The following is a 14,364-nucleotide window of genomic DNA, read 5'->3' as shown; positions in this document are numbered from 1 at the left end:
TTGCAATCGCACTTTTCATTTTGTTGCCATAAAATTGCAGCCGTTACCCGCCGCAATCCGGCTAATATCCTCGCGTGTTGCTCTGAAGCCGCAGGTGTGTCGCGAAATCATATGTCATATCAATTGACGATATGTTGCTCTTTTGTATCCATTGGTCAGGCGGGACAAAGACACCGACATCCGGGGTCACGGAGAATCGTGTCCGAAAAGATACATCGATGCGGTGGAACCCCCGCCCTGGCGGAGCGTCTACACGGGAAAGCAACCGGCAGGTCCGCACCCCGGAGCCCAACCAGGGGCCTAAATCGGGGCCTGCCCCAGCAGGCTGTCGGCAAAATCCAGGTCTGCCGGAATCTGGCCGTCGAGCATCAGCATCGCCAGGCCATGAACCAGCGACCAGCTGCGGATCGCCTGCACATGGGCATCGCGCCCCTGCTCCCTGCCCAGCGCGGCGGCATGGGCTTGTAGAAGCAATCCGGCCTCGCTGTCCTTGCGGTTCGGATCACCGGGTTTGCCCAGCACGGGCGAGGCGAAGATCAGACGGAACAGCGCCGGGTTCTCCAGCGCAAAACGGATATAGACGCGTCCCGTCGCGGCGAAGCCCGCGCTGCCGCCGCCTGCTGCCATGGCTGCCGCCTGCTGCTCGGCGCCGAGCCGGGCGATGCCTTCACGGGCCAGCGCGGTCATCAGCGCCTGCTTGTCGGGGAAGTGGCGATAGACCGACGTCGCGCTCACCCCCACAGCGCGCGCGACTTCGCGCAGCGACAGGGCATCTGCATCGCGGGTCGTCAGCAGGCGCATGCCTTCGGCCAGCAAAGCGCCGCGCAGATCGCCGTGATGATAGGGCCGCGTGCCCGCGTCTTCAGCCGTGCCGACCGCCATGTTTACACCGTTCACTTTCATGTTGACGCTGTCAGCATGGCACGCCATGATAACGGTGTAAACATTGGAGTCACCCGATGCCCGCCGACATGACCGCCAATCGCTCGCCCCTGCCCAAGCTCGCCGCCTTCGCGCTGGACCTTGCCGTCAATATCGGCGCGCCGGTGGTGATCTATCACTGGGCGCTGCCGCACTGGGGCATGACCCGCGCGCTCGTCGCCTCGACGGTGCCGCCGCTGGTCTGGGGGATCGGCGGCCTGATCCGCAACCGGCGCCTCGATGCCATCGCCGGCGTATCGCTGGCGGGCATAGCTCTCGCCCTGATCGCGACGATGCTGGGCGGATCGCCCGCCTTCGTGGCACTCCGCGACAAGGCGGTGACGGGCACCATCGGCCTTGCCTTCCTGATCTCCGCGCTGATCGGCAAGCCCCTGCTCTACCCCATCGCGCGGGCGACGATGGCACGCGAATCCGCCGAATCGCTCGCCCGGTTCGAGGCCATGCGCGGCTCGGACGAGTTGCACCGCACGGTCATGACGATGACCTGGGTCTGGGGCCTCGGCCTTGTCGGCGAAGTCGCGCTTTCGGTGCTGCTGTACCGCATACTGCCGCTGGGCGCCTATCTCGGCGTCGGGCCGCTGGTGGGTTATGGCAGCATCGGCGCGCTGGCGCTGTGGACACTGCTCTATCGCCGCCGCCGTCAGGGCATCGTGATGGCCCCGCTCGGAGAACAGCGCCCGGAATAGAGCGCTTTCCTACGACGCCCATGTCTGTCACAGGACACGACATGACTTCGCGCTTTTTCTCTTGCTTGATGCCTAGCGGGTCGCCGATGGCGGCCCTTTCGTTTGTGTCTTCTGAACCGTGTCAACCGTGTCAACTTCGGCCGTGTCAACTTCAGGGAGCGGCAGGGTGACACTCACGCTCGCCACCACCAATCCCGGTGAGCCGGAGATCTTCGCCTCGTTGCAGGGCGAAGGCGCCTCGATGGGCCGCCCGAGCACGTTCGTTCGCCTCTCGCGCTGCAACCTCGCCTGCGAATGGTGCGACACCGCCTATACCTGGCACTTCGAGGGCGACAATCGCCCGCACCGCGACGGCGAGACTTATGAACGCCGCGCCAACCAGTTCGCGATGGACGAGGACGCGGTGGCGCAGGCCGTCGCCGATCTGCCGCCCGACCGGCTTGTGCTGACCGGCGGCGAGCCGCTGCTGCAAGGCGCCGCGCTCGCCCGCATGGTGACGGCGCTGGGCGAAAAGCGCGCCGGGATGCATGTCGAGATCGAGACCAACGGCACGGTCGCGCCGCACCCCGCGCTCGATCCGCTGGTCCACCAGTTCAACGTCAGCCCCAAGCTGTCGCACAGCGGCAACCCGGCGGAACTCGCGCTGCTGCCCGAACGGCTCGCCGCCTGGACCGCCGACCCGCGCGCGCTGTTCAAGTTCGTGGTGGCAACGCCTGCCGACTTCGACGAGGTGCTCGCGCTTCAGGCGAAATACGCCATTCCGGGCGAGAAGATCTTCGTGATGCCCGAAGGACGCAACGCCGCGATCCTGCGTGAGCGCTCGAAATGGCTGGCCGATGCCTGCGTCGCTCACGCCCTGCGTTTCACCGACCGGCTGCACATCCACCTGTGGGGCGACACCCGCGGGACATGAGCGAAACCTCTGGCCTTGTGGATGACAATCAGGTGGAGCGCCGCGCGGACGTGCCGGCGGGCGCCGCGCCGTTGCAGGTGCCGCCCACGAATGCGCCGCAGGTGCGCAAGGGCGACCTGACGCAAGGCCCGATCCTGCCCACCCTGCTGGCCTTTTCGATCCCGATGCTGATCGGCAACGTGCTCCAGACGCTGAGCGGCTCGATCAACTCGATCTGGGTCGGACGGCTGATCGGCGAAGGCGCGCTGGCGGCCACCGCGAATGCCAACGTGGTGATGTTCATGCTGTTCGCCGCCGTCTTCGGCTTCGGCATGGCAACGACCGTGCGCGTCGGCCAGCACTTCGGCGGCCGCGATCTGGACGGCGCGCGTGTGACCTTCGGCACCGGCATCGGCTTCTGCGTGATCGTGGCCGTGATCAGTTCAGCTATCGGCGCGTGGTTCTCCGCCGATCTGCTGACCGCACTGGCGACGCCCGAGGCCAGCCGCGCCGATGCGCTGGCCTACTTGCGCGTGATCTTCATCACCCTGCCGTTCAGCACGCTCAGCCTCGTACTGTCGATGGGCCTGCGCGGCGTGGGCGATTCGAAGACGCCACTCTACACGATGATCATCACCGTCGCGCTGGACGCCGTGCTCAACCCACTGCTGATCCGGGGCGCAGGTCCGATCCCCGGCCTTGGTATCGCCGGTTCGGCCATCGCCACCGGCACCGCCAGCCTGATCGCCGCGATCTGGACCATCGCCATGGTCTATCGCCGCGACCTGCCGCTGCGCCTCAAGGGCAACGAACTGGGCTATCTGATCCCGCGCGCCGCCGAACTGCGCTTCCTTGTCACCAAGGGGCTTCCAATGGGCGCGCAGATGCTGCTGTTCAGTTCCGCAGGCCTGATCATGATCCGCCTCGTCAATCGCGAGGGGCTGGACACGACCGCCGCTTACGGCGCCTCGCTGCAATTGTGGAACTATCTCCAGATGCCCGCCTTCGCGGTCGGATCGGCGGTCAGCGCCATGGTCGCGCAGTGCCTTGGCGCCGGAGTTTACGAGCGGATCGGCAAGGTGACGCGGGTCGGTATCCTCGCCAACCTTGCGATGTCGGCTGTGCTCGGCCTGCTGATCGTCGCCTGCGATCGCCCGCTGCTGGCGCTGTTCCTCGGCCATGGCAGCCCGGCCATCGCCATCGGGCGGCACATCCAGTTCATCTGCACCGTCTCGTTCGTGATCATGAGCGTGACGATGATCCTCTCGGGCACGATGCGCTCCTACGGCGCGGTAGTGGCGCCGATGGTGATCATGGCCATTGCGCTGTTCCCGGCCCGCCTCGGCTTCTACGCCCTCGCCTATCCGCACCTTGGCGGCGAGGCGATCTGGTGGGCGTTCCCGGTGGGCTCGGTCACTTCGGTTGTGCTGACATGGCTCTACTACCGCTTCGGGTCATGGCGCCGCCATGCCGATGTCGCGAAGATGGCAAGGCCGGGCGCTTAACGCGACTGTTTGAAAATTCGCGTGATACGAATTTTTCGCGGCACCGACCCTCTCCCCCACCCTGCCACCCAACGGTAGTATCCTGCGGGTGGCAGGGTGGGGGAGAGGGCCGGTGCCGCATCCTGAAAATGCCGCTCCAGCATTTTCAGACAAACACTTAACGCCCCTGCGCGCGCCAGCGCTGGACGGTACGGCGCACGGCCTCTTCCTCGCCGCCGCTCTCGCGCCACGAGGCCGCGAACGAGGGATCGGCGGAAGCCGGGCGACGATGCGCTTCCAGATCGTCGAACGTCACGCGCATCGGGATCGAGACACCCTCGCCGCAGATGATGCATTCGCGGTTGCGCAGGGCCGGGATCGCATCGAGAAACCCGCGTGCGCCTTCGGGCATCGCGGCGCGAACGAAAGCCTGATCGCGCTCGTTGTTGAGGCGCATGGCGATGATCGTGCCGCACTGCGAAAGCACGCCCTCGGCAAGGTCGGACGGTCGCTGGGTGATAAGGCCAAGCGCGACACCGTACTTGCGCCCTTCCTTGGCGATGCGCGAGAGGATGCGCCCGACCGAGGAGCCATCGGCATTGCGCTCGTTGGGGACGTAGCGATGGGCTTCTTCGCAAACCAGCAGGATCGGCTGAGTCCGCTCCTCACGCGCCCAGATCGCATAGTCGAATACCAGACGGCTCAGCACCGCGACAACGGTGGCAGTGATTTCGGACGGCACCCCGGACACGTCGATGATCGAGATCGGGCGGCTCATCGACGGCAGGCGGAACACGCGCGAGATGAACTCGGCCATGGTATCGCCCACCAGCATACCGGAGAACAGGAACTGGTAGCGCGGATCTCCGCGCAATTCGTCCAACCGGTTCTTGATCCGCAGGTACGGCGCGCTGTTGTGCCCCTTGTCGAGCTTGCCCATCTCGTTGTTGAGGATCGCCCCAAGGTCGGAGAGCAGATAGGGGATCGGCGAATCGACGCTGACCTTGCCGAACTGCTCGGCCAGCCGGTTCTTCGCCCGCGCTTCCTGAAGGCACTTGGCAAGGATCTCGGCATCGATCTGGCGCTGGTCCCCGCGAGAGGTCAGCAGCACTTCGCAGTGTTCCTCGAAGTTCATCAGCCAGTAGGGCATCTGCAGGTTCGATACGTCGAGGATCTGGCCGTCGTTCCTGAACGCCGCCGCATATTCGCCGTGCGGATCGATCATGATGACATGGCCCTGTGGCGCGCTGTCGCAGATGCGGTGCAGGATCAGCGCGGCACTGGTCGACTTGCCGGTGCCGGTCGATCCCAACAGCGCAAAGTGCTTGCCCAGCAGCGCATCGACGTTCAGCGCAGCGCGAATATCGCGGGTGGGATAGACATTGCCGATCTGGATCGCCGCGTGATGCTCGCTGGCGTAGATCTGGCGAAGATCGGCGGTGGTGGCGGGATAGACCTCGGCGCCGGGCACGGGATACCATGTTACACCGCGACGGAAAGCATGCATCCGTCCGGTCAGGCGCTCTTCCTCGCCCTCACCCAGAAAGTCGACTTCCGCGATGATCATGGCGTTGTCATTGGCATCGAGCGACTGGTTGCGCACGCTGGCCAGCAGCCACCCGCCACCGACGCGAACCTTGATCTGGCTGCCGACCTGTCCGGCCAGCGCGACCGTGGGATCGAGATCGCTCTGGCAGCGGTGAATGGCGGCAAGGTCCAGCGCGACCCGGCTGCCTGCACCGCCGATGCCCAGCACGATACCGATCGGCCCGAGCGCAGTCGCTACCGGACGGCGTACAGGGTCGCCCTGCGCTGCAGGCGCCTGTTTGGAAATGGCATCGCCAAGCATTTGATTCATGAAGTGACCGCGCCCCTGATCTTTATGACAAAGGGCTACGCACACACGGTTAAGATCGTCCTAATTCCACCATCTGGACAGAGCAGAATGCATCATCGTCTGGAGAACAGGCGACCCGCGATCCAGCCCATCGCCACCGAAACCGTGACCGCCAGCAAGCCGTAGAGAAAACCGTCCTTCTGCGAGAAATCGGCGATGACCCGCTCCATTCCCTGCTTGCGAACTTCTACAGTGCTGCTGGCAGACGCCACCACGACGCCGTGCGCAATGGCGAAGGTCTCGGCGGTATAGACACCCGTCGGCACGCGCGAGGGTAATCCGATACGTGCCTGATAGAGCACGCCTTCGCTGACCTTCACCGCGCCTTCCTCCTCACGATACAGGCCATTGCTGCGATTGAGTTCGACCAGCCCCTTGGCGAAGCGCACCTGCTCTTCCGGATCAATCGCGCCGATCGGCGAGAGTTGCAGCCATTTCAGACCCAGCTCGTAGATCGCGGCCGTCTTGTCATCGACGATCTGGTCTATCGGGCGATTGGAGGCGACCGCATAGTAGGACGGGGCTGAGCGCAGTTCGGTGCTTGCCGCGTTGATCCAGATGCCTGCGACCTTCTGCTTTTCGCGCACGACGATGGAACTGGTCGGCCCTTTCAGCACGACGACGATATCGTAGTCCTGTGCCGCGCGCTGCCCGTCGGGTGACAGGATCGCACCAAACAGCAGCAGTTCCGTGCCGGTGAACCCCTGCTGCAGATCGACTTCGTGTTGTGAGATTTCTGGCACGAGAATGGGATCCCGCGCGCCTCCCAGAAGGACTACGGCAAACGCGGCAAGGGCAAGCTGGCAGGCGCGGCTGCGCCTCATAGCGGGGCCACCGTGTAGATGTCGTCAGGCCGATAACCGAGCCCCATGGCCATACGAGCCGCAACCAGCAGCACGATCACGGCAAGGATCAGGCGCAGCTTCACCGGGCTTGCCTTCTGCGCGAACTGCGCGCCCAGTTGCGCGCCCGTCACCGAACCGAACAGCAAAAGCGAGGCCAGCACGATGTCCACCGCCTTGGTGGTCATCGCATGCATCATCGTGGTGGCAATGGTGACGAACAGGATCTGGAACAGCGAGGTGCCGACCACCACATTCGCGCTCATACCCAAAATGTAGAGCATCGCCGGCACCAGGATGAAGCCGCCACCGATGCCCATCAGCATTGTGAGGATACCCGTTCCCATCCCCAGCAGGAGCGGCGCCAGCGGCGAAATGTAGAGCCCGGAACGATAGAACCGCCAGCGTAGTGGCAAGGTCGCCACGATCGGGTGATGGCGGCGCTTCTTCGCAGCGATCGGCACGCCGCTACGCTCGGCCCGGATCGACTGGATGCTCTCGCGCGCCATCAGAAAACCGATGGACCCCAGCATCACCACGTAAAGAAGGCTGATGACGGTATCGATCTGGCCAAGCTGCTGCAGCAGGCGGAACAGCACCGCACCGATCCCGGTGCCGATGATCCCGCCGACCACCATCACCGCGCCCATATGATAGTCCACGTTGCCCCGCCGCGAGTGGGCGAAGACGCCTGAAACACTAGCCCCCGTAACCTGACTGGCAGCAGAGGCGGCAGCGACCGTTGGCGGAATGCCGTAGAAGATCATCAGCGGTGTGGTCAGGAACCCCCCACCCACGCCGAACATCCCCGAGAGCAGCCCGGTGATTACGCCCAGACCGACGATGATCAGCCCGTTGACGGAAAGATTGGCGATGGGAAGGTAGACGTCCATGCACCCTCTTCGCTACCGCAGCGCGCGAGGCGAGGAAAGCGGCTTGAAGAGGTTTCCATCGGTTTGCCGCCGATCTTGTGCAACGGCTGTCATTTTTATCGCATCGTCATGTTTCGGCCGAGGAAGCAAGCGTCTGATCAGAACCCTGCCGACAGCGTCAGTGCCGGCCCCGAGCCCGGCTGCGCATTACCCAGTGCCCTCACCCGCCAGTCGATTGCCGCGCGCCCGAACACGCGGCGCGTCAACGGGAAGGAGATCGACATCGTTGGCCCCACGTCAAGGCGCGAAGCGCCCCGCTGTACGCCCCCCCAACTCCCTGCGCCGATGCGCGTCTCCAGCTTGCCCAGCGTAAGCAAACCATGGTCGATCCGCACCTGTCCGTCGGCAAACGGCGTGGCATAGCGCCCACCGACCCAACCGCCCTGCGCATAGACATCGCCTGCCAGACCATGTGGCAGGCGGAAACGCGGCAATTGCGTGACTGCGAGCACGGCAGGCTGATAATGCCGTCCCGCCGGATCGTCGAGCATACGCCCTTCGAGCGCAATCGTGACCGGCAGGCGCTTCAGCGGCCGCAACGAAACGCCTGCCGCCACCGTAGCATAACGCCCGGCGCCCGTTGTTGAATCGGTGCGCAGGTAGAGCGCCGGTGCCAGCCGGTTGCGCGGCATCAGTCGAAAACGCAGTACACTGCCTATCTGGTTCGCGCCATAAGTCGCCGGAAGCAAGCCATTGGCCAGCTGAAGATCGCCATCGCGTCGCATGAACGCCCAGGCATCCATCGACCAGCGACGCGGCTTTGCTGCTTCCGGCGTCGCCCCCGCTGCATCGCGGCTTGCCTGCCCCGCGCCGTTCGGCTGCGAATCCAGCCCCAGCAGCGACGGCATCGAAGGATAATCGTGCCGGACCGCTACGGAAGGTTCGACTTCTCGCACCGAGGCCAAAGAATGGCGTTCTACGCGATACCCCGCCGGCGCGAACATCGCAGCGCTCGGCCCCCATTCTTCTACCGCAGGCATAGAGGAATACCCGCGTGTCAGAACACGAACCGGCGCTCCTGCAGGGCCGTCACTACACGTCCTGCAACTAGAGCCCGCATAATAATAACGCGGAACACCCGCCGGAATTGGGATGAGGTCGGGTTGCACCAGCAGATCATCGCCAGCTGCCGAGAAAGCCGCACCGTCGCTTCCTGCCTGATAGGATTGCGGGCCGCTGACCATGGCATAGGCCACTCGCTCCGCTCTCGCAGGCGCCGCGTTTTCCGGATGCAGCCCGGAAAGCCCACCATCCGTCGTTGCCGAAGCGGAAATGCTCTCCCAGTTCATTGCACGTCCCCCAACCCAGCCGGACAGCAGCGCCGCCATCACCAGGATCGGCTGCCCCTTGCTACCCATCACGCAGCGACGCCCGGCACGAACGCCAGATGCGACTGCCCTGGATGCACAGGCCACCTGGGAAGGCTCCTGTCCGCTGCAAGCGCCTGCACGGGATGACGATCATGGACGGTTTTGTCCCAGCGCACCGCTTCGCCATAAAGCGTGCGTGCATAAGCCAGCAACGCACGGCGCGCCGCGAGAATGGCGATGGCATTGCCCACCGGAATACGCGCTATCGCCATCATGCCCTCGCGCAGTCCGTATTCGCGCGCGGTGAACCAGATACGAAACAGCACGCGCCAGACCAGTGCCATCATGCAGGCCCAGAGTATTGTCTCGATGACCAGAGGCCGGGACGAAATGGCCGCCAGCCCCTGCGAGCGAGGATAGGCCAACAACGCTTCCACAATCACCAGCATGTAACCGCAGGCGAAGACGAGAGCTGTCATCGGCCCCTTCCGGTCGCGCAACGCCATCCAGCGATCGACGATACTGCGATCCCAGCCGAGCCGCTCCCAACTCTGGAACGCGATCCCATGAACCCAGCGCGCCTTCTGACGGATAGCGGCATCGAGCGAGGCCGGAAAATAGGCCCGGGTGGCGACAAGCTGGCCTGTCTCGTCCCGAATCCGCAGAAACCCTGCCGCCCCTCCCTCGCGCCCGACCAGCAGGCCCAGTTCATAATCCTCGGTCAGGCAATCCGCAGCAAACGGCCCGCATTCGCCGTCGCGTAGCCGCCGCTCGGCAATCCGCGCGAGCATACGGCGAGAGAACCCGCACCCCACGCCTGCTGCGGGAATTCCCGCACCAACGGCATCGCGTACCGCCATGGCCTTACCGTGCGCTTCTGCAAATTCGTCGATATAATGCCCGGCCACCCAGCGCGAACCGACCTGCGGCTCGGGGCGGACCGGGAGTTGGACAAAATCCAGCCGGTCAAGTGCAGCATCGATCACCGCCAGTTCGGCCGGGTGTACCATATCTTCGGAATCATGCAGCAGCACAGCGCGATATCGCATGCCTTGCGCCCGCTCATCCGCACAAAGCGCTACATAAAGACGGTTGAGGCAATCCGCCTTGGTGGTGGGGCCCGGTTGATCGTGAACCACGATTCGTATCCGTGCATCGCCCCCCGCACCGGCCATCGCCGCCAGAATGGTGTCCGCATCGTTGGGATAACAGCCGATATAAAGGCGCATATTCGATTGGGCCCAGGCCAAACGCGCATGAGCTATCGTGTGCCCGATCACCTGCGCCTCCTGCCAGGCAGCGATCAACACCGCAGCATGACCTTGCAGTTCCGCTTGCGCTTCACCTGCGTGCAGTGTGTGCTCAAGGGTGCGACCGCGGACCTTGAGCCAAAGCCAGATTCCGTCCACCACCAGATCGTCGCAGGCACCGACCAGCACCCAGAACGCGGAAAACAGCAGCAGTTCGCGCTCAAGCGTCTGCAAGGCCGCCAGCGCCGCGCCAATGATGTTCGCTGTATCCAAGCCGCCCCCCGACGATTCAGAACCCGCAATACTGGTCCTTTCCCGAAGCACACGGTAGGCTGCGGCCAATGAACCAGAATCTCGAACTCAGTATTTACCCGAGGACAACTGTATGACTGCGCGCCGCCACTTGGCCAACACGCTAGCGTGCGGTTTCACAAAGTTAATGAGAGGCGAAGCATCAGCAGGACTGATGCTGATCGCCGTTGCGGTATTGGCGATGATCATGGCCAACAGCGCCGCCTCCGGCATTTACCATGACATCTTCCATCACGAATTTGCATGGATGCCACTTGCCGCGCTGAATACGCTGCATGCCTGGATCAACGACGGCCTTATGGCGATATTCTTCTTTGTCGTCGGCCTCGAGATCAAGCGCGAGGTGCTCGATGGCGACCTTTCCAACCCGGCTCGGCGGCGTCTGCCGGTTATAGCCGCAATGGCCGGGATGGCCGGGCCGGCGCTGCTCTATCTAGTCTTCGCGGGATCCGCTGCGCCTATCCCGCGCGGCTGGGCGATACCCGCAGCAACCGACATTGCATTCGCGGTCGGCGTGCTTGCCATGCTGGGCAAGCGTATTCCACCTTCGCTGCGGCTGTTCCTGCTCACAGTCGCCATCGTCGATGATCTGGGCGCGGTACTCATCATTGCACTGTTCTACACGGCGCAAATCGCCATGGCCTGGGCCTTGGGAGCGATCCTGTGCCTGGGCGTCCTGATCCTGCTCAACCGACGCGGGGTGGCCAGCGTTCCGCCTTATCTGGCACTCGCTTTGGGGCTGTGGCTGTGCGTGCTCAATTCCGGAATCCATGCGACCATCGCCGGAGTTCTCGCCGCTTTCTGCATTCCGCTCCGCCCACTCAAGGGCGATTCGATGCTGCTCAGACTGGAACATGCCCTGGTGCCCTGGAACAGCTATGTGATCGTACCGCTGTTCGGATTTGCCAATGCTGGAGTTGCTTTGGCCGGAATCGGGCTGGCTGGTCTGCTCGACCCGGTTCCGCTGGGCGTGGCAGCAGGCCTGTTTCTCGGCAAGCAGGCCGGCATCTTCACTGCAATCGTCGTAGTGGACCGGCTGGGGATCGCCCCACGCCCTGCCGGAACGACATGGGCCCAGCTATGGGGCCTGTCGGTATTATGCGGGATCGGCTTCACGATGAGCCTTTTCATCGCTGCACTGGCGTTTCCCGATCACCCTCATCTGGTAGAGGAAGCCAAGCTCGGCGTACTGACCGGTTCGGTTCTTTCGGCCCTTCTGGGTTATGTGATCCTGCGACTGACGCCATCACACACGGCAAACCAAGCCATCACGACGACAGTGATTCCAATTGCACCTTCAACCTGATCGAACGCAGGGCGACGAGGCCGTGCACCTCGTTGCCCTGCACTCGGCTTACCAGGTTCCGGTGTTTTCCATGCTCGCCCAAGGCTCCTGCGGCGGCAGGCGACCGTCCTGAAGCAGTTCGATGGAGATGCCGTCAGGCGTACGGACAAAAGCCATATGGCCATCGCGCGGCGGACGGTTGATCGTCACCCCTGCATCCAGCAGCGTCTGGCAGGTTGCATAGATGTCCTCGACCTCGAAGGCGAGATGACCGAAATTGCGCCCACCGGTATAGGTTTCGCCAGCGCCGCCTTCCGCCGGCCAGTTATAGGTCAGTTCGACCTCTGCATCCTGCCCCGGCGCGGCCAGATAGATCAGCGTGAAGCGCCCCTGCTCTGATGAGAAACGGCGCGTTTCCTTCACGCCAATCAAGTCGAAGAAGGCAATCGTAGCGTCCGGGTCAGTCACCCGGATCATGCTATGCAGATATTTGGTCAAAGCGATATTTCCCTGATTCGACAGGCCGTTCTGGCCCGTCTGGCAGTGACGCGGTGCAACCGGCCATGGGATTGCCTGAAAGGCACGGTGCCGTTCACCATCGACAGGCCATCTAAACCCAAACCACCGCTTCACTCCACCCCCGCAGCGTTATGACACCCATAAGCAAAAGCCCGCCCGGATCGCTCCGGACGGGCTTCGCACATGGAAATCGCTAAGATCAGAACGATGCGGTAAGCGTCCCGACCACGGTATCGTCGGTATAGCCGTCCACCGAAGGGCCGCTCACGCCGATGTAGGACACGCCGATCGACAGCGGACCGTAGACGGTTGCCGAAGCACCGATCGAATAATCCCAGCCGGTCTTGTCGCCATTGCCCGTCAGATAGCCCGGGGCCAGAGTACCATCGGTGTAACCGAGATGCCCGGAAACCGTCAGCGGGGTCTTGGGAATGGCGACATCGACATTGCCGTAAAGGTAAAGGTTGTCGGCCTTGTTACCGGCATAGGTGGTTACACCCTTCTGCTTCCAGTCATAAGCCACCCCGAGCTTGAGCGAAGCCGGGCCGACCGTTCCCGAAACCGAAGCGTACGGCTCCCAATAGTTGCCGTTACCGACATGGCCGCTTGGATAGACGTAGTACAGCAGACCCGCGTCGAGCTTGAGCCCGCCACCGATGTTGCCGCTCCAGCCACCGATCAGATCGAGTTCCTGGCTACCATAGACATCTGTCTGCTGAAGCGAAGAGGACCAGGTGCTGACATAGAAGCCGCTTTCATGGGTAATCGTGATACCGCCCTGGATCGCCGGATCGCCGCCCGACAGCGACACGCCGCGGAAGCGGTAGTCGGTGGTCAGCGCCACGTTGCCGGTAATGGTGATCGCCTTGGGAGCATCCGCGTCATCGGCCAGCGCCGGAGTTGCCGCGAGTGCAGTACCCGCGAGAAGGCAGGCGGCCAGAAGGCCGCGGACAGACGTCTGCATTGTGTATTCCCTCACATGTTCTTTATGGGTTCTTCGTCCCACCTGCGCCGCCGGACTGCACCTCTTGCTGGGCGTCACCTGCCGTCGACAGGTCATATGCTGCACCGCACCAGTGCACCGCACAAGAAAAATCTTCTTTCGCCTTACATTCGTGCAACAATGTGTTGATTTTACGCCACTAGGCGCAGGATTTGCTTGCATGTTGTCATGTCGCCAACCGAAGACTATAGTCTCTGGAACGCATGCTAGGCTTTTTCAACCGCTTCAAACCTGCCCGTGCAGGGTCGATCACCGCAACAGTCCCGCCCGGTGAACGCGTTTACGCGATCGGCGACGTGCATGGTCGCCTGGATTTGCTCGACACGCTCATCTCCGCAATAGAAAGCGATGACGCCAGTCGCCCATCTGCGCATGTCAGCATCGTCATGCTTGGCGATCTGGTGGATCGCGGTCCCGACAGTGCCGGCGTCCTGCGCAGGGTCCGCGAATGGTCCACGCAACGTTCGCTGGTGCTGATCAAGGGCAATCATGAAGAACAGATGATCCGCGCGCGTGACGATCTGGACGCCTTGCGCATGTTCCTGAAATTCGGCGGTTTCGAGACCTTGCGCTCCTACGGTGTGCCGCAAGCCCTGCTCGACGGCGGCGATCTCGAAGACATCCAGCGCGCGATGTGTACTGCCATCCCGGAAGAGGATTTCGCGTTCATCGACGGGTTCAGAAACTCGAACGCTATCGGCGGTTACCTTTTCGTGCATGCCGGAATCCGGCCCGGCGTGCCGCTGGAACGCCAGATGGCGCAGGACTGCCGCTGGATTCGCGAGCCATTTCTCAGCCATCGGGGTGATTTCGGGGCCGTGGTTGTCCATGGCCACACGATCTTCGAAGAGCCTGATTTTCGCTCCAATCGCATCGGCATAGACACCGGATCCTACGTCCACGGCCGCTTGACCGCACTTGGACTACAAGGCTCCGAACGCTGGCTGATCCAGGCGAGCGAGACAGCCGAGGGGCCCGTAGCAGCTGCACTGCTGCCTGCCTGATTCACG

13 protein-coding genes are annotated in these 14,364 nt (G+C 63.2%); 5 read left to right on the top strand and 8 right to left on the bottom strand.

Translation table 11 applies throughout. The features are described from left to right. Positions 1-300 precede the first annotated feature (300 nt). A complete protein-coding gene (locus AC3EC3_RS01785) occupies positions 301-903 on the bottom strand; it encodes a TetR/AcrR family transcriptional regulator (protein WP_488487987.1) in 603 nt (200 codons plus the stop codon). A 56-nt stretch (positions 904-959) separates the two neighbouring features. Between AC3EC3_RS01785 and AC3EC3_RS01780 the strand changes: the two genes are divergently transcribed. The 3 genes from AC3EC3_RS01780 to AC3EC3_RS01770 all read left to right on the top strand — a co-directional run bounded on the left by AC3EC3_RS01780 (position 960) and on the right by AC3EC3_RS01770 (position 4,025). Further along, a complete protein-coding gene (locus tag AC3EC3_RS01780; RefSeq protein ID WP_488487986.1) occupies positions 960-1,628 on the top strand; it encodes a VC0807 family protein in 669 nt (222 codons plus the stop codon). 166 nt (positions 1,629-1,794) lie between these two features. Next, positions 1,795-2,541 (top strand): 7-carboxy-7-deazaguanine synthase QueE, encoded by a 747-nt coding sequence (locus tag AC3EC3_RS01775; RefSeq protein WP_488487985.1) that lies wholly within the window; start codon positions 1,795-1,797, stop codon positions 2,539-2,541. Next, a complete protein-coding gene (locus AC3EC3_RS01770) occupies positions 2,538-4,025 on the top strand; it encodes an MATE family efflux transporter (RefSeq protein ID WP_488487984.1) in 1,488 nt (495 codons plus the stop codon). Before AC3EC3_RS01775 ends, AC3EC3_RS01770 begins: the two co-directional genes overlap by 4 nt. 157 nt (positions 4,026-4,182) lie before the next feature. Here AC3EC3_RS01770 and AC3EC3_RS01765 read toward each other — a convergent pair whose 3' ends face one another. From AC3EC3_RS01765 to AC3EC3_RS01745, 5 genes are all read right to left on the bottom strand, one after another. Beyond that, positions 4,183-5,862 carry an ATP-binding protein gene (locus AC3EC3_RS01765; RefSeq protein ID WP_488487983.1) on the bottom strand — a complete coding sequence of 560 codons (1,680 nt, stop codon included), beginning with the start codon at positions 5,860-5,862 and terminating at the stop codon, positions 4,183-4,185. 92 nt (positions 5,863-5,954) lie between these two features. Continuing rightward, a complete protein-coding gene (locus AC3EC3_RS01760; RefSeq protein WP_488487982.1) occupies positions 5,955-6,725 on the bottom strand; it encodes a TIGR02186 family protein in 771 nt (256 codons plus the stop codon). Then, entirely contained in the window at positions 6,722-7,636 is a 915-nt protein-coding gene (locus tag AC3EC3_RS01755) for a sulfite exporter TauE/SafE family protein (protein WP_488487981.1), read from the bottom strand. The genes AC3EC3_RS01760 and AC3EC3_RS01755 overlap by 4 nt, the downstream gene beginning before the upstream one ends. Before the next feature lie 137 nt (positions 7,637-7,773). Continuing rightward, the gene (locus AC3EC3_RS01750) at positions 7,774-9,033 is read right to left on the bottom strand and encodes a hypothetical protein (protein WP_488487980.1); all 1,260 of its coding nucleotides are present in this window, start codon (positions 9,031-9,033) and stop codon (positions 7,774-7,776) included. Then, positions 9,033-10,508 carry a glycosyl transferase family protein gene (locus tag AC3EC3_RS01745; RefSeq protein ID WP_488487979.1) on the bottom strand — a complete coding sequence of 492 codons (1,476 nt, stop codon included), beginning with the start codon at positions 10,506-10,508 and terminating at the stop codon, positions 9,033-9,035. Before AC3EC3_RS01745 ends, AC3EC3_RS01750 begins: the two co-directional genes overlap by 1 nt. A gap of 112 nt (positions 10,509-10,620) precedes the next feature. Between AC3EC3_RS01745 and nhaA the strand changes: the two genes are divergently transcribed. Beyond that, positions 10,621-11,853 carry a Na+/H+ antiporter NhaA gene (gene nhaA / locus AC3EC3_RS01740; RefSeq protein ID WP_488487978.1) on the top strand — a complete coding sequence of 411 codons (1,233 nt, stop codon included), beginning with the start codon at positions 10,621-10,623 and terminating at the stop codon, positions 11,851-11,853. 48 nt (positions 11,854-11,901) lie between these two features. Here the strand turns inward: nhaA and AC3EC3_RS01735 are convergent, their stop codons facing one another. Then, complete coding sequence (locus AC3EC3_RS01735; RefSeq protein WP_260927489.1) at positions 11,902-12,330, bottom strand: VOC family protein; 429 nt, start codon at positions 12,328-12,330, stop codon at positions 11,902-11,904. A 220-nt stretch (positions 12,331-12,550) separates the two neighbouring features. After that, a complete protein-coding gene (locus AC3EC3_RS01730; protein WP_488487977.1) occupies positions 12,551-13,315 on the bottom strand; it encodes a TorF family putative porin in 765 nt (254 codons plus the stop codon). A 287-nt stretch (positions 13,316-13,602) separates the two neighbouring features. Here AC3EC3_RS01730 and AC3EC3_RS01725 point away from each other — a divergent pair, with 287 nt between their 5' ends. After that, entirely contained in the window at positions 13,603-14,358 is a 756-nt protein-coding gene (locus tag AC3EC3_RS01725) for a metallophosphoesterase (protein ID WP_488489169.1), read from the top strand. Positions 14,359-14,364 lie beyond the last annotated feature (6 nt).

It is taken from the genome of Novosphingobium sp. BAM6 (genome assembly GCF_057784955.1).
This window is presented reverse-complemented; position numbering and strand designations above follow the sequence as displayed.

Excerpts from the sequence above, each read along its gene's own strand:
- AC3EC3_RS01785 (WP_488487987.1), bottom strand. The coding sequence starts at position 903 with ATGAAAGTGAACGGTGTAAACATGGCGGTCGGCACGGCTGAAGACGCG.
- AC3EC3_RS01780 (WP_488487986.1), top strand. The coding sequence starts at position 960 with ATGCCCGCCGACATGACCGCCAATCGCTCGCCCCTGCCCAAGCTCGCC.
- AC3EC3_RS01770 (WP_488487984.1), top strand. The coding sequence starts at position 2,538 with ATGAGCGAAACCTCTGGCCTTGTGGATGACAATCAGGTGGAGCGCCGC.
- AC3EC3_RS01755 (WP_488487981.1), bottom strand. The coding sequence starts at position 7,636 with ATGGACGTCTACCTTCCCATCGCCAATCTTTCCGTCAACGGGCTGATC.
- AC3EC3_RS01760 (WP_488487982.1), bottom strand. The coding sequence starts at position 6,725 with ATGAGGCGCAGCCGCGCCTGCCAGCTTGCCCTTGCCGCGTTTGCCGTA.
- AC3EC3_RS01765 (WP_488487983.1), bottom strand. The coding sequence starts at position 5,862 with ATGAATCAAATGCTTGGCGATGCCATTTCCAAACAGGCGCCTGCAGCG.
- AC3EC3_RS01750 (WP_488487980.1), bottom strand. The coding sequence starts at position 9,033 with ATGGGTAGCAAGGGGCAGCCGATCCTGGTGATGGCGGCGCTGCTGTCC.
- nhaA (WP_488487978.1), top strand. The coding sequence starts at position 10,621 with ATGACTGCGCGCCGCCACTTGGCCAACACGCTAGCGTGCGGTTTCACA.
- AC3EC3_RS01730 (WP_488487977.1), bottom strand. The coding sequence starts at position 13,315 with ATGCAGACGTCTGTCCGCGGCCTTCTGGCCGCCTGCCTTCTCGCGGGT.